Origin of the sequence: Enterobacter sp. BIDMC109, from assembly GCF_001037885.1 — a bacterium.
Classification (GTDB): domain Bacteria; phylum Pseudomonadota; class Gammaproteobacteria; order Enterobacterales; family Enterobacteriaceae; genus Enterobacter; species Enterobacter hormaechei_C.
The window spans coordinates 757,871-772,860 of the sequence record NZ_KQ090002.1 but is presented as its reverse complement, the minus strand read 5'-3'; the positions used below and the strand labels follow the sequence as shown (position 1 = coordinate 772,860).

Here is a 14,990-nt window from a genome sequence, read left to right as displayed (position 1 = left end):
ATAATTAACGAAACAACGTTCCGTTTTCGTGATGAACACATATTATCCCCTGACCACGGGGTTTTCAATTGAATTTAAAACAACGTTTCATTTTTTCTGCTTGTTTATGCCAGAAATGGTGTTTCGATCACGATAAATCTTTAAGACCCTCAATCTGGTTAATGAAACTGAGAAAGTGCGCTGTCAGTCACACATAATGAAACAACGTTTTGATAATTTATCACCTAGTTTTCAACCTACATTACGCGTTCAAAGGAGTGCATTATGGCTAAAGGTATGCGGGTCAAGCTGAACTATGAGGTCAGCCGCGATCCGGATACAGGCGTGGAAGTCACCCGCCTGACCCCACCGGAAGTAACCTGTCATCGCAACTACTTTTATCAGAAGTGCTTCTTTAACGATGGCAGCCACCTGCTGTTCGCCGGGGAGTTCGACGGTCACTGGAACTATTACCTGTTGGATCTGAAAAACGCCGAAGCGGTACAGTTGACCGAAGGCGCGGGCGATAACACCTTTGGCGGGTTTCTCTCTCCGGACGATAAATCCCTCTACTATGTGAAGAACGATCGCACCCTGCTGGAGGTGGATTTACAGACGCTGGCAGAGCGCGAAGTGTACCGCGTACCGGAAGAGTGGGTCGGCTACGGCACCTGGGTCGCGAACAGCGACTGCACCAAACTGGTGGGTATTGAGATTGCCAGACGTGACTGGACGCCACTCAACGACTGGAAAATTTTCCACGACTTCTTCCACAAAGGGCCGCACTGCCGCCTGCTGCGCGTTGATCTGAAAACGGGTGAAAGCACCACCATTCATGACGAGAAGATCTGGCTGGGACATCCGATTTATCGCCCGTTCGATGACAATACCGTGGCCTTCTGTCATGAAGGGCCGCACGACCTGGTCGACGCCCGCATGTGGCTGGTGAACGAAGATGGCAGCAACGTGCGGAAAGTGAAAACGCACGCGGAAGGTGAAAGCTGTACACATGAATTTTGGGTGCCGGACGGGTCCGCGCTGATCTACGTTTCTTACCTGAAAGGTCAGCAAGGGCGCACCATCTCCCGCTTCAACCCGGACACCGGCGTGAATGAAGCGGTAATGAATATGCCCGCCTGTTCGCATCTGATGAGCAACGTTGACGGCACCCTGCTGGTTGGCGACGGCTCCGGTACGCCTGTCGATGTGAAAGACACCGGCGGCTACACCATTGATAACGATCCTTATCTGTATGCCTTTGACGTGGCGAAGAAAGCCTGTTACCGCATCGCCCGTCATGACACCTCATGGGCTACGGTGGCGAACAGCCGCCAGGTAACCCACCCGCATCCGTCCTTCACGCCGGACGAAAAAGCGGTGCTGTACAGTTCCGATAAAGACGGCAAACCGGCCCTCTATATCGCGAAACTCCCTGAGCAACCTGAAATGTTGCATGCCTGACTTGAGTTAGTGTTTCTGTAACTGGCCTTGCCCTCCGATTCGGAGGGCTTTTTTTTGAGTGATTACGCGACATACGAAACGACGGAGTGGAAGGAAGGTGTAGGCCGGGTAAGCGAAGCGCCACCCGGCGGTTTTAGCGAAGAAGATAAATTATCAGAAGGAGTACGCCACGCCTAAACGGAACCGGGTCTGCCGTTCGTCCGTGTCTTTAACCCCCACGTTGCCCACCTCCACATACGGCGCCCAGTTTTTATCCCATTTGTAGGCCAGCTTGGCATTATATTCGTTGGAATAATCTTTATTGTTATTTCGGGCCACGCCTTCAGAACTTTTCGCGTAAACATAGTTCAGCTCGGTACGCCAGTCACCTAATACCCAACCGACCCACGCATCGCCACGGTTAACTTTATCATCGTCCTTATTTGAGCTTGACGGGTAGCGGGTATATTCGTAACGGTAACGCGCAGCCACGTAGAAGCCATTATCGAAGCTATATTGCACATGCAGATTCGGTTTATAAATGGTGCGACTGTCTGTGCTTTCAATCGTAAACGCAGGGGTCAGGGCGATATTGTCTGTCGCTTTCCAGCGCCAGCTAATCTGATCTTCGTGACCGTTCCCCACTACATCCGCGAATGGCTGATCTGCCTTGTCCCCGCCTGATTTCCACTTCGCCTCGACTGAAAAACCAAAGCCATTATCAAAGCGGTGCGAGACGGCAACACGGTCGGCATTCGAGCCGCTGTCAATATATTCGTGACGCAGATCGACGGTAACGGCGCTAGCCGCAAAAGAGGCACTAATAAGGGAAGCAAGGAGCAGAGATTTCTTAAACATGAAAAAACCCTCAATTAAAATAACGTTTCGTTTTTATGAAACTTGAGTTTATTTTTTATGCACCGTTATTTTAGTGACAAGGATCGAAATTATTTGTTTCATTTTTTTTGGCAAAGATTGACGTGAACCCCATCAACAAAAAAAGGGTATTAACCGTAAATTTCAGGCGTGAGATCACATTAAGCACTTCACAAAGCCAATAATTAACCGCGCAATAATTATTGCGGGCTTCAGAAAGAACGCATAAGTGTTAAAAAAGGATTCTGCGGACACAAAAAAACCTCCCGTGGGAGGTTTTCTGTGCGCAGAGGGAGAAATTACCGTTCGATAGCCAGGGCCACCCCCTGCCCCCCGCCAATACAGAGCGTTGCGATCCCTTTTCGGGCGTTACGCTTTTTCATTTCGTGGACCAGCGACACCAGAATGCGGCAGCCGGAGGCGCCAATGGGATGGCCCAGCGCGATGGCTCCGCCGTTGACGTTGACCCGCAGCGGATCCCATTCCAGCATTTTCCCGACCGAGATCGCCTGTGCAGCAAAAGCTTCGTTGACCTCAATCAGATCCACATCGTTCAACTCCCAGCCCGCCCGCTCCAGGCAGCGGCGCGTGGCATAGACCGGGGCGATCCCCATTAACGCGGGATCAACGCCCACGCTGGCAAACGCTTTAATCCGCGCCAGCACCGGCAGCGCCAGCTCCTGGGCTTTGCTTTCACTCATCATCATCACCGCCGCCGCACCGTCGTTGATGGATGAGGCGTTGCCTGCCGTTACGGAACCGAGCGTTTCAAAGGCCGGATCGAGTTTTGCCAGCCCTTCTGCGCTGGCATCGGTGCGCGGCTGCTCGTCGGTATCGACGATGAGCGCTTCGCCGTTCTGGCGCTGGGTACTGACCGGGACAATTTCATCGCGAAAACGCCCGGAGTCGATCGCTGCACGCGCTTTTTGCTGTGAGCTGAGGGCATATGCATCCTGAAGCTCGCGGCTGATACCGTATTCCCGCGCCAGGTTTTCCGCCGTTACGCCCATATGGTAGTCGTTGAAGGCGTCCCACAGCCCGTCGTGAACCAGGCTGTCAAGCAGCTGGCTGTTTCCGAGCTGCGCGCCGGTCCGGCTGTCGGTCAGGACATGCGGGGCACGGCTCATATTCTCCTGCCCGCCGGCAATGACCACATCCGCTTCACCACACTGGATGGCCTGCGTTGCAAGATGGAGCGCTTTCAAACCTGAACCACAGACGTCGTTAATGGTAATTGCCGAAACGGTATTAGGCAGGCCGCCCTTCAGCGCCGCCTGGCGCGCAGGGTTTTGTCCCGCGCCAGCGGTCAGCACCTGGCCCAGGATCACCTCATCAATTTCATGTGCGGCAACCCCGCTGCGTTCCACCAGCGCTCTTACCACCACGCTGCCAAGATCAACCGCAGAGTGACGCGCAAGCGCTCCCTGAAAACAGCCGATAGCCGTACGTAACGCACCCACTATAACGACATCTTTCATCACGACCTCTGTGCAAAATGACATGACGATAGTAGAGGATTGTTATCAACAATTGACGCAAATGTTTAAAATTAGTGAGTTTAGTCACAGGATTATCGTGCGTCCTGCAAGTACTGGCGCAGCCAGCTTCCGGCGACGCCGGGCGGGGTTCGTTTGTTCCATACCAGATCGATGGCAATCGACCTCGGCCAGCCCGGCACGTTCAGCTGCACCAGCGATTTCGACGCGGCAAATTCGTCGACCAGCGCGCAGGGTAACGCGCACCAGCCAAAGCCCTGTACCGCCATGCTCAGCAGTAACAGATAATTCGGCGCAGACCAGACCGGCCCGCGCGAAAGGGGCGCTTCCCGTTCAAGATAGGTGCTCAACCGCAGCTCGCGCCAGCCATGCAGCTCGTCCGCCTGCGTCTCATGTTGCCCTGCCAGAGGATGTCCGGCAGAAACGTAGATGGCCATCCGCGTCTGCATGGGCAGACGGGTCGCGCCAATATCGGTCGGGTAGCTGTCGCGCGCTTCCGTCAGGCCAATTTGCGCCCGCTCCTTTTGCAGCAGATCGATCACGTCCTCCTCTTCTCCAATCAGGCACTCAAATTCCGTGTGCGGAAAACGCTGGTCGAACTGGCTCATCATCTGTTCCAGCACGGCCGGGTTAAGCGTATCGGAGAGAACAAAGGTAAAACGCGCCTCCGTTTGCGCGGTTAACGATACGGCCAGCTCATCCAGGCGCGCGCTGGCGGCGAGTATCGACTGGACATAGCCCAGCACCTGTTCACCCTGGGCGGTTAATACCGGATGACGCGCCGAGCGTTCGAACAGCTCAAAGCCAAGGTCAGCTTCAAGGTTGGCAATGGAGGTGCTGATGGTGGACTGGCTTTTACGCAGCCGCCGTGCCGCAGCAGAAAACGAACCTGCGGCGACAGTTTCAACAAACGCGGTCAGTGCTTCGGGAGAGTAACGCATGATGTATCTACTTTATCGATGGATACCATCTTTTATATATCACCTTAAGCGATAAGAATAGGCCGCATCAACGCCCATACTGGCGTCTATATGAGGTAAATATGCAACATCAGGATGCACTCCAACGTAAATTGCCGGAGCGGATCTTCCATGCCGTCTGTTTTGAAGGCATTGCTACGGCGATCCTCGCCCCGACGGCCGCGTGGCTAATGCAGCGCTCGGTGGTTGAAATGGGGGGTCTCACCATTATTCTGGCGACCACGGCAATGCTCTGGAACATTATCTATAACTTTGGCTTCGACCGTTTCTGGCCCGTCCAGCGGGTGAAGCGCACGGCGAAAGTGCGCGCCCTGCATGCCCTGGGTTTTGAATGCGGCTTTATTGTGATTGGCGTAACCATCGTTGCCGCCGTGCTGGGCGTGACGCTGCTCCAGGCTTTTACCCTGGAAATTGGTTTCTTTCTGTTCTTCCTGCCGTACACCATGCTCTACAACTGGGCGTACGACACCCTGCGGGAGAAAATCATCAAGCGCCGCCAGCAACGACGCGCCCTGGCAAGCGAATAACCTTCCGGCCGGAGACCTGCTCCGGCCCACCCCCTGCGAAGCAACGGCGACCTCAACGCATAATTATGGTAAATTGCACTCCTTTTTGTTCGTTTTATAGTTGATACGTTGCTCTAATGTCGAAAATTTGGTCAAAAGAAGAGACTCTCTGGAGTTTCGCCCTCTACGGCACTGCCGTGGGCGCAGGAACCCTGTTCTTGCCCATTCAGCTCGGCTCTGCTGGCGCGATTGTCCTGCTGATTACCGCCCTTGTGGCGTATCCCTTAACCTACTGGCCGCATAAAGCGCTGGCGCAATTTATTCTGTCGTCGAAGACGAAAGGCAACGAAGGGATCACCGGTGCCGTTTCGCATTACTACGGCAAAAAGATCGGCAACCTGATCACCACACTCTATTTTGTGGCCTTCTTTGTGGTAGTTCTGATTTACGCGGTGGCGATAACCAACTCACTCACTGAACAGCTGGCGAAACGGATGACGGTGGATACCGGCATGCGGATGCTGGTGAGCTTTGGCGTAGTGCTGATTTTGAATCTGATCTTCCTGATGGGGCGGCACATCACCATTAAGGTGATGGGTTTCCTTGTCTTTCCGCTGATCGCCTATTTCCTGTTTGTCTCGCTGTATCTGACGGGCAGCTGGCAGCCGTCGCTGCTGACCAGCCAGATGGCCTTCGACCAGCATACGCTGCACCAGGTGTGGATTTCGATCCCGGTGATGGTTTTCGCTTTTAGCCATACTCCGATCATCTCGACCTTCGCCGTAGACCGTCGCGAGAAATACGGTGAAGAGGCGATGGGTAAATGCAAAAAAATCATGAAAGTGGCGTACCTGATCATCTGCCTCAGCGTGCTGTTCTTTGTGTTCAGCTGCCTGCTTTCGATTCCACCGTCGTATATCGTGGCGGCAAAAGAGGAAGGGGTGACGATCCTGTCCGCGCTGTCAATGATGCCTTCGTCCCCGGCATGGCTGGGCATTTCCGGCATTATCGTGGCGATTATTGCGATGTCGAAATCGTTCCTCGGCACCTATTTTGGCGTGATTGAAGGGGCAACGGAAATTGTGAAATCGTCGCTGAATCAGGTGGGTGTGAAGAAAAGCCGCGCCTTTAACCGCGCGGTTTCGATTCTCGGCGTGTCGCTGATTACCTTTGCGGTCTGCTGCATCAACCCGAATGCGATCTCAATGATTTATGCCATCAGCGGTCCGCTTATCGCCATGATCCTGTTCATCATGCCGACGCTGTCGACGTACCTGATCCCGTCATTAAAACCGTACCGCTCCATCGGTAACCTGCTGACGCTGATTGTGGGTGTGCTGTGTGTGTCGGTGATGTTTGTGGGTTGAGCATGCTGCCCGGCGCAATGCCGGGCATCTGTTTTACGCCCGAATATCGTCATACTCCCGCGTATTATCAAACTCATGCTTCGCAAATGGACACAGCGGGATAATTTTACGATTCTCACCGCGCATCTTCTCTACCACCTTCGCCACCAGCTGTTTACCCACACCCTGCCCTTTCAGGCTCGGATCCACATCGGTGTGCTCAATGATGCTCAGATGCTCGCCGGTCGGGACAAAGACGATCTCCGCTACCTGATTGCCTTCGGCGTCGTTGACGTAAAACTTGTTATGGCCTTCAAGAATTTCCATGGTTCCTCGCTTATTTTTGGCGGTACTTCAGCGCACCGCTCGGGCAGGTATCAATTACGCGCATAACCGTTTCTGCATCTACTTCATCCGGCGCGATCCATGGTTTACGCTTCAGATCGAACAGCTTCGCGCTGCCGCGCACGCAGTTGCCCGAGTGTTTGCAGATCCCGGTGTTGAAGTAGACATCGATTTTCTCACCGGTATAGGCCCGGTACCCCGCATCCAGTAGCTCCTGATCCATGACATTGCCTCTGTAATTATTGTGGTGACAAAAGAAGCATACCCTCACCCGATCCGCCTGACCACGTCAAAAACGAGGTTTAGCCACACTCTTTTCAGCGCATGACTTCTTCACGTTCATAGGATTATTCCGAATACAAGAACACCCGTTGCGAAGATATATTTTTGCGCTGTGTCAATTCTTGTAATAATTCACGCCACGTTCACATTAGGATTATTAGCTAAGCGCAATCTTAACCTCCGGATTTATTTTCATCTAACTGATGGATTTCCCATCCGTTTTTAAAACTCGTAACGAAGCGGTATTTCTTCACTCCCTGCAAAATTACCGCAAAACAACCCAGACAAGAAATTTGACTCTTCTCACATAACGACTAATGTTAATTTCTGAACGACAACTGATACGAATTACTTATCGTATCTCCTGACATAAACGCAACATGAGGGTTGATATATGGCAGAGCAACATCGTGGTGGTTCCGGTAATTTCGCTGAAGACCGTGAAAAGGCATCAGAAGCTGGACGTAAAGGCGGCCAGCACAGCGGCGGTAATTTCAAAAACGATCCGCAACGCGCATCTGAAGCGGGTAAGAAAGGGGGACAGAGCAGTCACGGCGGAGGCCGTAAATCTGATAACTCCTGATCTTATTTAAAGCTCTTATAAATATACCGAGAGCATGCTGCGGGCCCGTCGGCTCGCAGTACCTTCCCTTTATTTCACTGGAGCGAAAATATGAATATGAAAACTGTTGAAGATGTATTTATTCACCTGTTATCCGACACCTACAGCGCTGAGAAGCAGCTGACCCGCGCGCTAAGCAAATTAGCTCGCGCCGCATCCAGCGAGAAGCTGAGTGCCGCGTTCACGGCTCACCTCGAAGAGACGCAGGGACAGATCGAACGTATCGATCAGATTATTGAGCAGGAATCCGGTCTCAAACTGAAGCGCATGAAATGCGTTGCGATGGAAGGCTTAATTGAAGAAGCCAACGAAGTTATTGAGAGCACTGAGAAAAATGAAGTGCGTGACGCTGCATTAATTGCCGCAGCTCAGAAAGTTGAACATTACGAAATTGCCAGCTACGGCACCCTGGCCACCCTGGCTGAACAATTAGGCTATAAAAAAGCCGTTAAACTTCTTGCCGAAACGCTGGAAGAAGAAAAAGAAACCGATCTCAAATTAACCGATCTGGCTGTCGGTAATATTAATCAAAAAGCCCAGAAAGGATAATTAATATCTGATGAGCATCAGCACCAAAAATTAACCAAAAATAAATCACAGGAGTTAATTATGAATCATGTAGAACACTACCATGATTGGCTACGCGATGCCCATGCGATGGAAAAGCAAGCCGAATCCATGCTGGAATCAATGGCCAGCCGTATTGATAATTATCCCGACTTACGTGCACGAATTGAACAACACGTTAATGAAACTAAACACCAAATTACCGTGCTGGAAGAAATTCTCGACCGCAATGATATTTCCCGTTCGGTCATAAAAGATTCCATGAGTAAAATGGCGGCGCTCGGCCAGTCCATTGGCGGCATGTTCCCTTCCGACGAAATTGTTAAAGGCTCTATCAGCGGCTACGTTTTTGAGCAGTTTGAAATTGCCTGCTACACCTCTCTGCTGGCTGCGGCCAAACAAGCGGGCGATACCGCCTCCATTTCAGCCCTTGAATCCATTCTGGAAGAAGAGCGCCAGATGGCAGACTGGCTGCTCCAGCATATTCCACAGACGACGGAACAGTTCCTGCTGCGCTCCGACGCGGATGGCGTTGAAGCGAAAAAATAACAAAAGAGGGAGAATGTATGTTTCGACACGTAAAACAGCTGCAATACACGGTACGCGTAGCCGAACCGAATCCGGGCCTGGCCAATCTTCTGCTTGAGCAGTTTGGCGGGCCACAGGGCGAACTTGCCGCGGCATGTCGTTACTTTACGCAAGGATTGAGCGACGACGATCCCGGTCGTAAAGATATGCTGATGGATATCGCGACCGAGGAGTTAAGTCACCTGGAAATTATCGGCACCCTGGTGGGTATGCTCAATAAGGGTGCGAAAGGCGAACTGGCGGAAGGCGTTGAAAATGAAGCGGAACTGTACCGCTCCATGACCGAGAACGGCAACGACAGTCATATCACCTCCCTGCTCTACGGCGGCGGTACTCCGCTTACTAACTCCGCAGGCGTACCGTGGACGGCGGCGTACGTGGATACCATTGGCGAACCGACCGCGGATCTGCGCTCTAACATAGCGGCCGAGGCGCGCGCCAAAATTATCTACGAACGGCTTATTAACGTAACGGACGATCCGGGTGTTAAAGATGCGCTGGCGTTTTTAATGACGCGTGAGGCAGCACACCAGCTCTCGTTTGAGAAGGCGCTCCAGTCGATCCGTAACAATTTCCCACCGGGTAAACTGCCGCCAATCGAAGAGTACACCAACAAGTACTACAATATGTCTGAGGGGGGAGAAGTTCGCGGCAGCTGGAACAGCGATAAGCACTTCGACTACGTGGAATCTCCTCAGCCAGCGGTCGATGGCGGTGACGGCGGCGCAAGCGTAACGCTCACTACAGAGCAGGAAACGCTGGTCAAAGCGATGTGCGCACGCACGAAATCCGACCCCAATGCCGATCCGCTTACCGGTGCCGAGCTTGGTGCAGGTAAGAAAAAACCGTAACCGGTTTTGCCAGGCAGCCTGAGGCTGTCTGGCAATGCCTTGTGCGCTATCAGTTCCAGAGGTACGGAGCATGTTCGAGCTTGATGCGTTTCATCTGGCCAGGATACAGTTCGCCTTTACCGTCTCTTTTCATATTCTCTTCCCGGCGATCACCATCGGGCTTGCGAGCTATCTGGTGGTTCTCGAAGGCATGTGGCTTCGCACCAAAAATGATGTCTGGCGCTCGCTATACCATTTCTGGCTGAAAATTTTCGCCGTCAACTTTGGTATGGGAGTGGTTTCCGGGCTGGTCATGGCTTACCAGTTTGGGACTAACTGGAGCGGCTTTTCCCAGTTCGCAGGCAGCATAACCGGCCCTCTGCTCACCTATGAAGTCTTAACCGCCTTCTTCCTGGAAGCTGGTTTCTTAGGCGTGATGCTGTTCGGCTGGAACAAGGTCGGCCCCGGCCTGCACTTCTTTGCCACCTGCATGGTGGCGCTGGGCACGCTGATGTCCACCTTCTGGATCCTCGCCTCCAACAGCTGGATGCACACCCCGCAGGGCTTCAGTATTCAGAACGGTCAGGTCATTCCCGAAGACTGGCTGGCCATTATCTTTAACCCCTCATTCCCTTACCGCCTGATCCATATGTCCATCGCCGCCTTCCTGTGCAGCGCCTTGTTTGTGGGCGCATCCGGGGCATGGCATCTGCTGCGCGGTAACGATACGCCCGCTATTCGCACAATGTTCTCCATGGCCATGTGGATGGCGCTGCTGGTCGCGCCCATTCAGGCTGTGGTTGGGGATATGCACGGCCTGAATACGCTTGAGCACCAGCCTGCCAAAATCGCCGCGATTGAAGGCCACTGGGAAAACCCGCCCGGCGAGGCCACCCCGCTGCTGTTGTTTGGCGTACCGGATATGGAAGAGGAGCGCACCAAATACGGGCTTGAAATTCCCGCGCTCGGCAGCCTGATCCTGACGCACAGCCTGGATAAACAGGTCCCGGCGCTGAAGGATTTCCCGAAAGAGGACCGCCCTAACTCGCTCATCGTCTTCTGGTCCTTCCGCATTATGGTCGGCATGGGGCTGCTGATGATTACCCTTGGCGTGCTGAGCGTCTGGCTGCGCTATCGCCGTCGACTCTATCACTCGCGGCCATTCCACTGGTTTGCCCTCTGTATGGGGCCTGCCGGACTGCTCGCGCTGCTCGCCGGGTGGGTCACCACCGAAGTGGGCCGCCAGCCGTGGGTCGTTTACGGCTATCTGCGCACGATAGATGCGGTGTCTCTGCACAGCACGTTGCAGATGAGCATCAGCCTGCTGGCCTTTATCGTGGTCTACTGTTCGGTGTTTGGCGTGGGTTATGTGTATCTCGCCCGGTTGATTAAGAAAGGTCCGCAGCCTGTGGGCACGCTAACGTCTAATACGTCGGGCACCCCTGCCCGTCCGCTGTCCGCCGCCGAGTCCGTTCCGGAAGAGGAGAAGATCTGATGGGCGTCGATATCCCGGTCATCTGGTTTGCCATTATTGTCTTCGCCACGCTGATGTACATCATCATGGACGGTTTCGATCTCGGTATCGGCATGCTGTTCAGCTTTGTGGGCGATGCCAAAGAGCGCGACGTGATGGTGAACAGCGTCGCCCCGGTCTGGGACGGAAATGAAACCTGGCTGGTTCTCGGCGGTGCAGGATTGTTCGGCGCGTTTCCGCTGGCTTACGCGGTGATAATTGATGCCCTGACCATCCCGCTGACGGCCATGCTGATCGGGCTTATTTTCCGCGGGGTGGCGTTTGAGTTTCGCTTTAAGGCGACCCCTTCACACCGCAAATTCTGGGACTACTCCTTTGCCGGCGGTTCCCTGCTGGCAACCTTCAGCCAGGGGATTGTGGTTGGCGCGATGATCAACGGCTTTGACGTGGAAGGGCGTCGCTTTGTGGGCTCCTCGCTGGACTGGTTCACCCCGTTTAATCTGTTCTGCGGGCTGGGCTTAATTGTCGCCTATACCCTGCTGGCTACCACGTGGCTGATCATGAAAAGCGAAGGCGCGCTGCAAAACCGGATGCGCGAGCTGACCCGCCACGTGCTGCTGGCGCTGATCGCCGTTATTGCGGTGGTAAGTATCTGGACCCCGCTCGGCTGGCAGTTTGTCGCCGAGCGCTGGTTTACTCTGCCCAACTTTTTCTGGTTCCTGCCGGTTCCGGTTCTGGTGGCGGTATTCAGCCTGTGGATCTGGCGGCTGACGCGCAATCCCGACAGCCATGCCCGTCCGTTCCTGTTAACGCTGGGCCTGATCTTCCTCGGCTTTAGCGGCCTGGGCATCAGCCTGTGGCCACACATTATTCCGCCGCACATCACCCTGTGGGAAGCTGCCGCGCCGCCTGCCAGCCAGCTGTTTATGCTAATCGGCACGCTGTTAATCATCCCGGTGATCCTGGTTTATACCGCCTGGAGCTACTACGTCTTCCGGGGCAAAGTGTCTGATACCGAAGGTTATCATTAAGGATTGCTATGGCAGGCTGGCATACACGCGCCATTATTTACCAGATTGATACCGCCCTGTTTTACGATCTTAACGGCGATGGCTGTGGCGACATCGCCGGAATCACCGCGAAGCTGCGCTACATCCGTCGGATGGGCGCGACGGTTATCTGGATCACCCCGTTTTACCTCACGCCTTTTCTCGATGAAGGCTATGACGTGAGCGACCATTTGCAGGTCGATCCCCGCTTCGGCAAGCTCAACGATATCATCGCCTTTATTGAACAGGCGCGGGAGCTGGGGATGCAGGTCATTATTGAGCTGCTGATCCAGCATACCTCGGATGCGCATCCCTGGTTTCAACAGGCCCGCCGCAACCCCCAGTCACCCTACCGTGACTATTACCTGTGGTCCGACACGGACGACGACGATACGCCACCGATGTTCCCCGGCGTGGAGAAGAGCATCTGGACATGGGACGACGAGGCGGGGCAATACTACCGGCATATGTTTTATCACCACGAGCCGGATCTCAATCTGGCCTCCCCTGCGGTGCTAAAGGAGATTGAGAACATCATCATCTTCTGGCTAAAGCTCGGGGTGTCGGGCTTTCGCCTGGATGCGGCATCGCACCTGACAAAACAGGCCGGACGTGGGGATGAAAAACGCGGCCTGTGGATCCTGGAGCATCTGCGCCGTCTTATCGGGCAGCGTAACCCGGACGCGATCCTGCTCGGCGAAGTCGACGTGGAGGTCGAGGCCTACAAAGATTATTTTGGTCAGAACGACCGGCTCAACCTGGTGCTGAATTTCTGGCTCAATAAGTACTTTTACGTCAGCCTGGCAGAGAAGAGCGCACGACCGCTGCGCAACGCGGTGAAGAAGATGATTGTGCCGCCGGACTCCTGCTGCTTCGCCAACTGGCTGCGCAATCATGATGAGCTGGATCTGGAAGGGATAGGAAAAAAAGCGAAGCAGACCGTCATCGATACCTTTGCCCCTGACGAAGAGATGAGTGTGTATCAGCGAGGTATCCGCCGCCGTCTGGCGCCGATGCTTAATGGCGATCGAAAGCGGCTGGCCTTTTGCCATGCGGTCTTGTTTTCGCTACCGGGCGTACCGGTCATGCGCTACGGGGATGAGATTGGCATGGGGGATGATTTGGATCTTGAGGAGCGTTACGCCGTACGCACCCCGATGCAGTGGGCCGGATCGCAAGGCGGCGGTTTCTCAGATGCCGACCCGGAAACTTTTGTCGCCCCGATGATTGACCACGGCCCGTACCGCTATCAAAAAATCAACGTGGCGGATTCGCTGTTGCACCGCAACTCACTCCTGCACTGCATTATCGATATCGCCAATACGCGCTCGGAGTTCCCTGAGATCGGCGTCGCGCCGTTTCGTCTTATTAATATCGACAGCGATGCGGTACTGGGGATCTATTACGAAACCGACACGCGCAGCATTCTGACCTTCGTTAACTTCAGCGATAAGCCCGTTAATTTTACCGCCAGAGGGATCCGGCATGCGACCTGGACCGCCTGCCTGGCGGACAAACGCTACGACGACGCGCTGGTGTGCGGCAAAACCGTCGCGCTTAACCTCAGCGGCTATGGCTACCGCTGGTTCTGGACCGATCGTACCGCACTGCGCTGATTATCGTCTCCGCGAGAGCAGCAGACGGGCCACGATCGCGCCCGTGACGGCAAGGGAGCCGAGCAGCACTTTCCCCGGCATGCCGGAGGTGACGCTGATAGCGCGCTCTTTTGCTTCGTCGGTGAAGTGCCCGTGGATTTTATGCAGGTCGTTGACCGGCTGATCCAGATAGTCCTGACGGTCATCCGCATTTAACGTATCGGTCATCTGCCCTTCCCAGGCCTTTTTAACCATCAGCCGATCCAGAAAGCCGGGGAAAAGAAATTGCCCGACAATCGACTGGACGGTGCTGCTGCCCACCCACAGTTCCCGCACCGGTTTCTGCGCCACCTTAAAAATAGCGCTGGCAGCTACTTCCGGCTGAAAAACGGGAGGAACCGGGCGCATCGCCAAGGCAAATTTATTCCTCGCCCACTCGAACTGCGGCGTATTGAGGCCTGGCATCTGTACCATTGCGATCTGCACCCGGCTGTTTTCATGCATCAGTTCGGTGCGCACGGCATCGGTAAATCCGCGGATCGCGGCTTTCGCCCCGCAGTAGGCTGACTGCAAGGGAATGGAACGGTAGGCCAGCGCGGAGCCAACCTGAATAATCGTTCCGCGATCGCGTGGGGTCATTAACTCCAGCGCGGCGCGGGTGCCGTTAACATAGCCCAGATAGGTCACCTCGGTGACGCGGCGAAACTCCTCCGGGGACATGGTGCGAAACGGCGCCAGCATCCCGCCCATAGCGTTATTCACCCAGACATCGATGGCCCCAAGCCGGTATTCAATCTCGTTAGCAGCATCGGTCACCGCCTTGCTGTCGGCCACGTCGGCCTGAACGGCACGGGCGTTGATCCCAAAACGGCGCAACTCCTCTTCTGTGGAGCGCAGGCTCTGCTCGTCGCGGGCAATGATGCCCACATCGTAGCCCGCTTTGGCAAAGTGCAGCGCCGTGGCTTTCCCCACGCCCGCCGTACCGCCGGTAATAACGATCACAGCCATAGCCTTT

At 54.5% G+C, this 14,990-nt stretch carries 16 protein-coding genes; 10 read left to right on the top strand and 6 right to left on the bottom strand.

The window, feature by feature from the left end; all coding sequences use genetic code 11:
* The first annotated feature begins 264 nt into the window (after positions 1 to 264).
* A complete protein-coding gene (locus SK62_RS03745) occupies positions 265 to 1,440 on the top strand; it encodes an oligogalacturonate lyase family protein (protein WP_033487612.1) in 1,176 nt (391 codons plus the stop codon).
* Positions 1,441 to 1,593: 153 nt separating this feature from the next.
* Here SK62_RS03745 and SK62_RS03740 read toward each other — a convergent pair whose 3' ends face one another.
* The 3 genes from SK62_RS03740 to SK62_RS03730 form a co-directional block, all read right to left on the bottom strand.
* Positions 1,594 to 2,277 (bottom strand): oligogalacturonate-specific porin KdgM family protein, encoded by a 684-nt coding sequence (locus SK62_RS03740; protein ID WP_003862842.1) that lies wholly within the window; start codon positions 2,275 to 2,277, stop codon positions 1,594 to 1,596.
* Between the two features lie 317 nt (positions 2,278 to 2,594).
* Entirely contained in the window at positions 2,595 to 3,773 is a 1,179-nt protein-coding gene (locus SK62_RS03735) for an acetyl-CoA C-acetyltransferase (RefSeq protein WP_017692722.1), read from the bottom strand.
* A gap of 92 nt (positions 3,774 to 3,865) precedes the next feature.
* Positions 3,866 to 4,732, bottom strand: coding sequence for a LysR family transcriptional regulator (locus SK62_RS03730; protein ID WP_048249292.1), 867 nt, complete (start codon positions 4,730 to 4,732; stop codon positions 3,866 to 3,868).
* Between the two features lie 101 nt (positions 4,733 to 4,833).
* On the opposite strand from SK62_RS03730, the gene SK62_RS03725 reads away from it, so the two are divergent.
* Together SK62_RS03725 and SK62_RS03720 are read left to right on the top strand one after the other, a co-directional pair.
* Positions 4,834 to 5,298, top strand: a complete 465-nt coding sequence (locus SK62_RS03725; RefSeq protein ID WP_022651793.1) for a multidrug/biocide efflux PACE transporter — start codon at positions 4,834 to 4,836, stop codon at positions 5,296 to 5,298.
* Positions 5,299 to 5,414: 116 nt separating this feature from the next.
* On the top strand, positions 5,415 to 6,644 hold the full coding sequence (locus SK62_RS03720; protein WP_003862847.1) for an amino acid permease: 1,230 nt from the start codon (positions 5,415 to 5,417) through the stop codon (positions 6,642 to 6,644).
* A 33-nt stretch (positions 6,645 to 6,677) separates the two neighbouring features.
* Here SK62_RS03720 and SK62_RS03715 read toward each other — a convergent pair whose 3' ends face one another.
* Together SK62_RS03715 and yjdI are read right to left on the bottom strand one after the other, a co-directional pair.
* Positions 6,678 to 6,950 (bottom strand): GNAT family N-acetyltransferase, encoded by a 273-nt coding sequence (locus SK62_RS03715; RefSeq protein ID WP_003862848.1) that lies wholly within the window; start codon positions 6,948 to 6,950, stop codon positions 6,678 to 6,680.
* 10 nt (positions 6,951 to 6,960) lie between these two features.
* Complete coding sequence (gene yjdI / locus SK62_RS03710; RefSeq protein ID WP_015571774.1) at positions 6,961 to 7,191, bottom strand: 4Fe-4S mono-cluster protein YjdI; 231 nt, start codon at positions 7,189 to 7,191, stop codon at positions 6,961 to 6,963.
* A gap of 453 nt (positions 7,192 to 7,644) precedes the next feature.
* Between yjdI and SK62_RS03705 the strand changes: the two genes are divergently transcribed.
* The 7 genes from SK62_RS03705 (at position 7,645) to SK62_RS03675 (ending at position 13,996) form a co-directional block, all read left to right on the top strand.
* The gene (locus SK62_RS03705) at positions 7,645 to 7,833 is read left to right on the top strand and encodes a con-10 family general stress protein (protein ID WP_015571775.1); all 189 of its coding nucleotides are present in this window, start codon (positions 7,645 to 7,647) and stop codon (positions 7,831 to 7,833) included.
* 90 nt (positions 7,834 to 7,923) lie between these two features.
* Positions 7,924 to 8,421 carry a YciE/YciF ferroxidase family protein gene (locus SK62_RS03700; RefSeq protein ID WP_003862851.1) on the top strand — a complete coding sequence of 166 codons (498 nt, stop codon included), beginning with the start codon at positions 7,924 to 7,926 and terminating at the stop codon, positions 8,419 to 8,421.
* A 60-nt stretch (positions 8,422 to 8,481) separates the two neighbouring features.
* Entirely contained in the window at positions 8,482 to 8,988 is a 507-nt protein-coding gene (locus SK62_RS03695; RefSeq protein WP_047719228.1) for a ferritin-like domain-containing protein, read from the top strand.
* Between the two features lie 17 nt (positions 8,989 to 9,005).
* The gene (locus SK62_RS03690) at positions 9,006 to 9,878 is read left to right on the top strand and encodes a manganese catalase family protein (RefSeq protein ID WP_015571777.1); all 873 of its coding nucleotides are present in this window, start codon (positions 9,006 to 9,008) and stop codon (positions 9,876 to 9,878) included.
* Positions 9,879 to 9,948: 70 nt separating this feature from the next.
* Positions 9,949 to 11,352 (top strand): cytochrome ubiquinol oxidase subunit I, encoded by a 1,404-nt coding sequence (locus SK62_RS03685; RefSeq protein WP_017382872.1) that lies wholly within the window; start codon positions 9,949 to 9,951, stop codon positions 11,350 to 11,352.
* Positions 11,352 to 12,362, top strand: coding sequence for a cytochrome d ubiquinol oxidase subunit II (gene cydB, locus SK62_RS03680; protein ID WP_015571779.1), 1,011 nt, complete (start codon positions 11,352 to 11,354; stop codon positions 12,360 to 12,362). The genes SK62_RS03685 and cydB overlap by 1 nt, the downstream gene beginning before the upstream one ends.
* An 8-nt stretch (positions 12,363 to 12,370) precedes the next feature.
* Positions 12,371 to 13,996: an alpha-amylase family protein gene (locus SK62_RS03675; protein ID WP_017382873.1), complete on the top strand. Its 1,626-nt coding sequence runs from the start codon at positions 12,371 to 12,373 to the stop codon at positions 13,994 to 13,996.
* Here the strand turns inward: SK62_RS03675 and SK62_RS03670 are convergent, their stop codons facing one another.
* Complete coding sequence (locus tag SK62_RS03670) at positions 13,997 to 14,983, bottom strand: SDR family oxidoreductase (protein WP_047719227.1); 987 nt, start codon at positions 14,981 to 14,983, stop codon at positions 13,997 to 13,999. It lies immediately after the preceding gene.
* Positions 14,984 to 14,990: the final 7 nt, after the last annotated feature.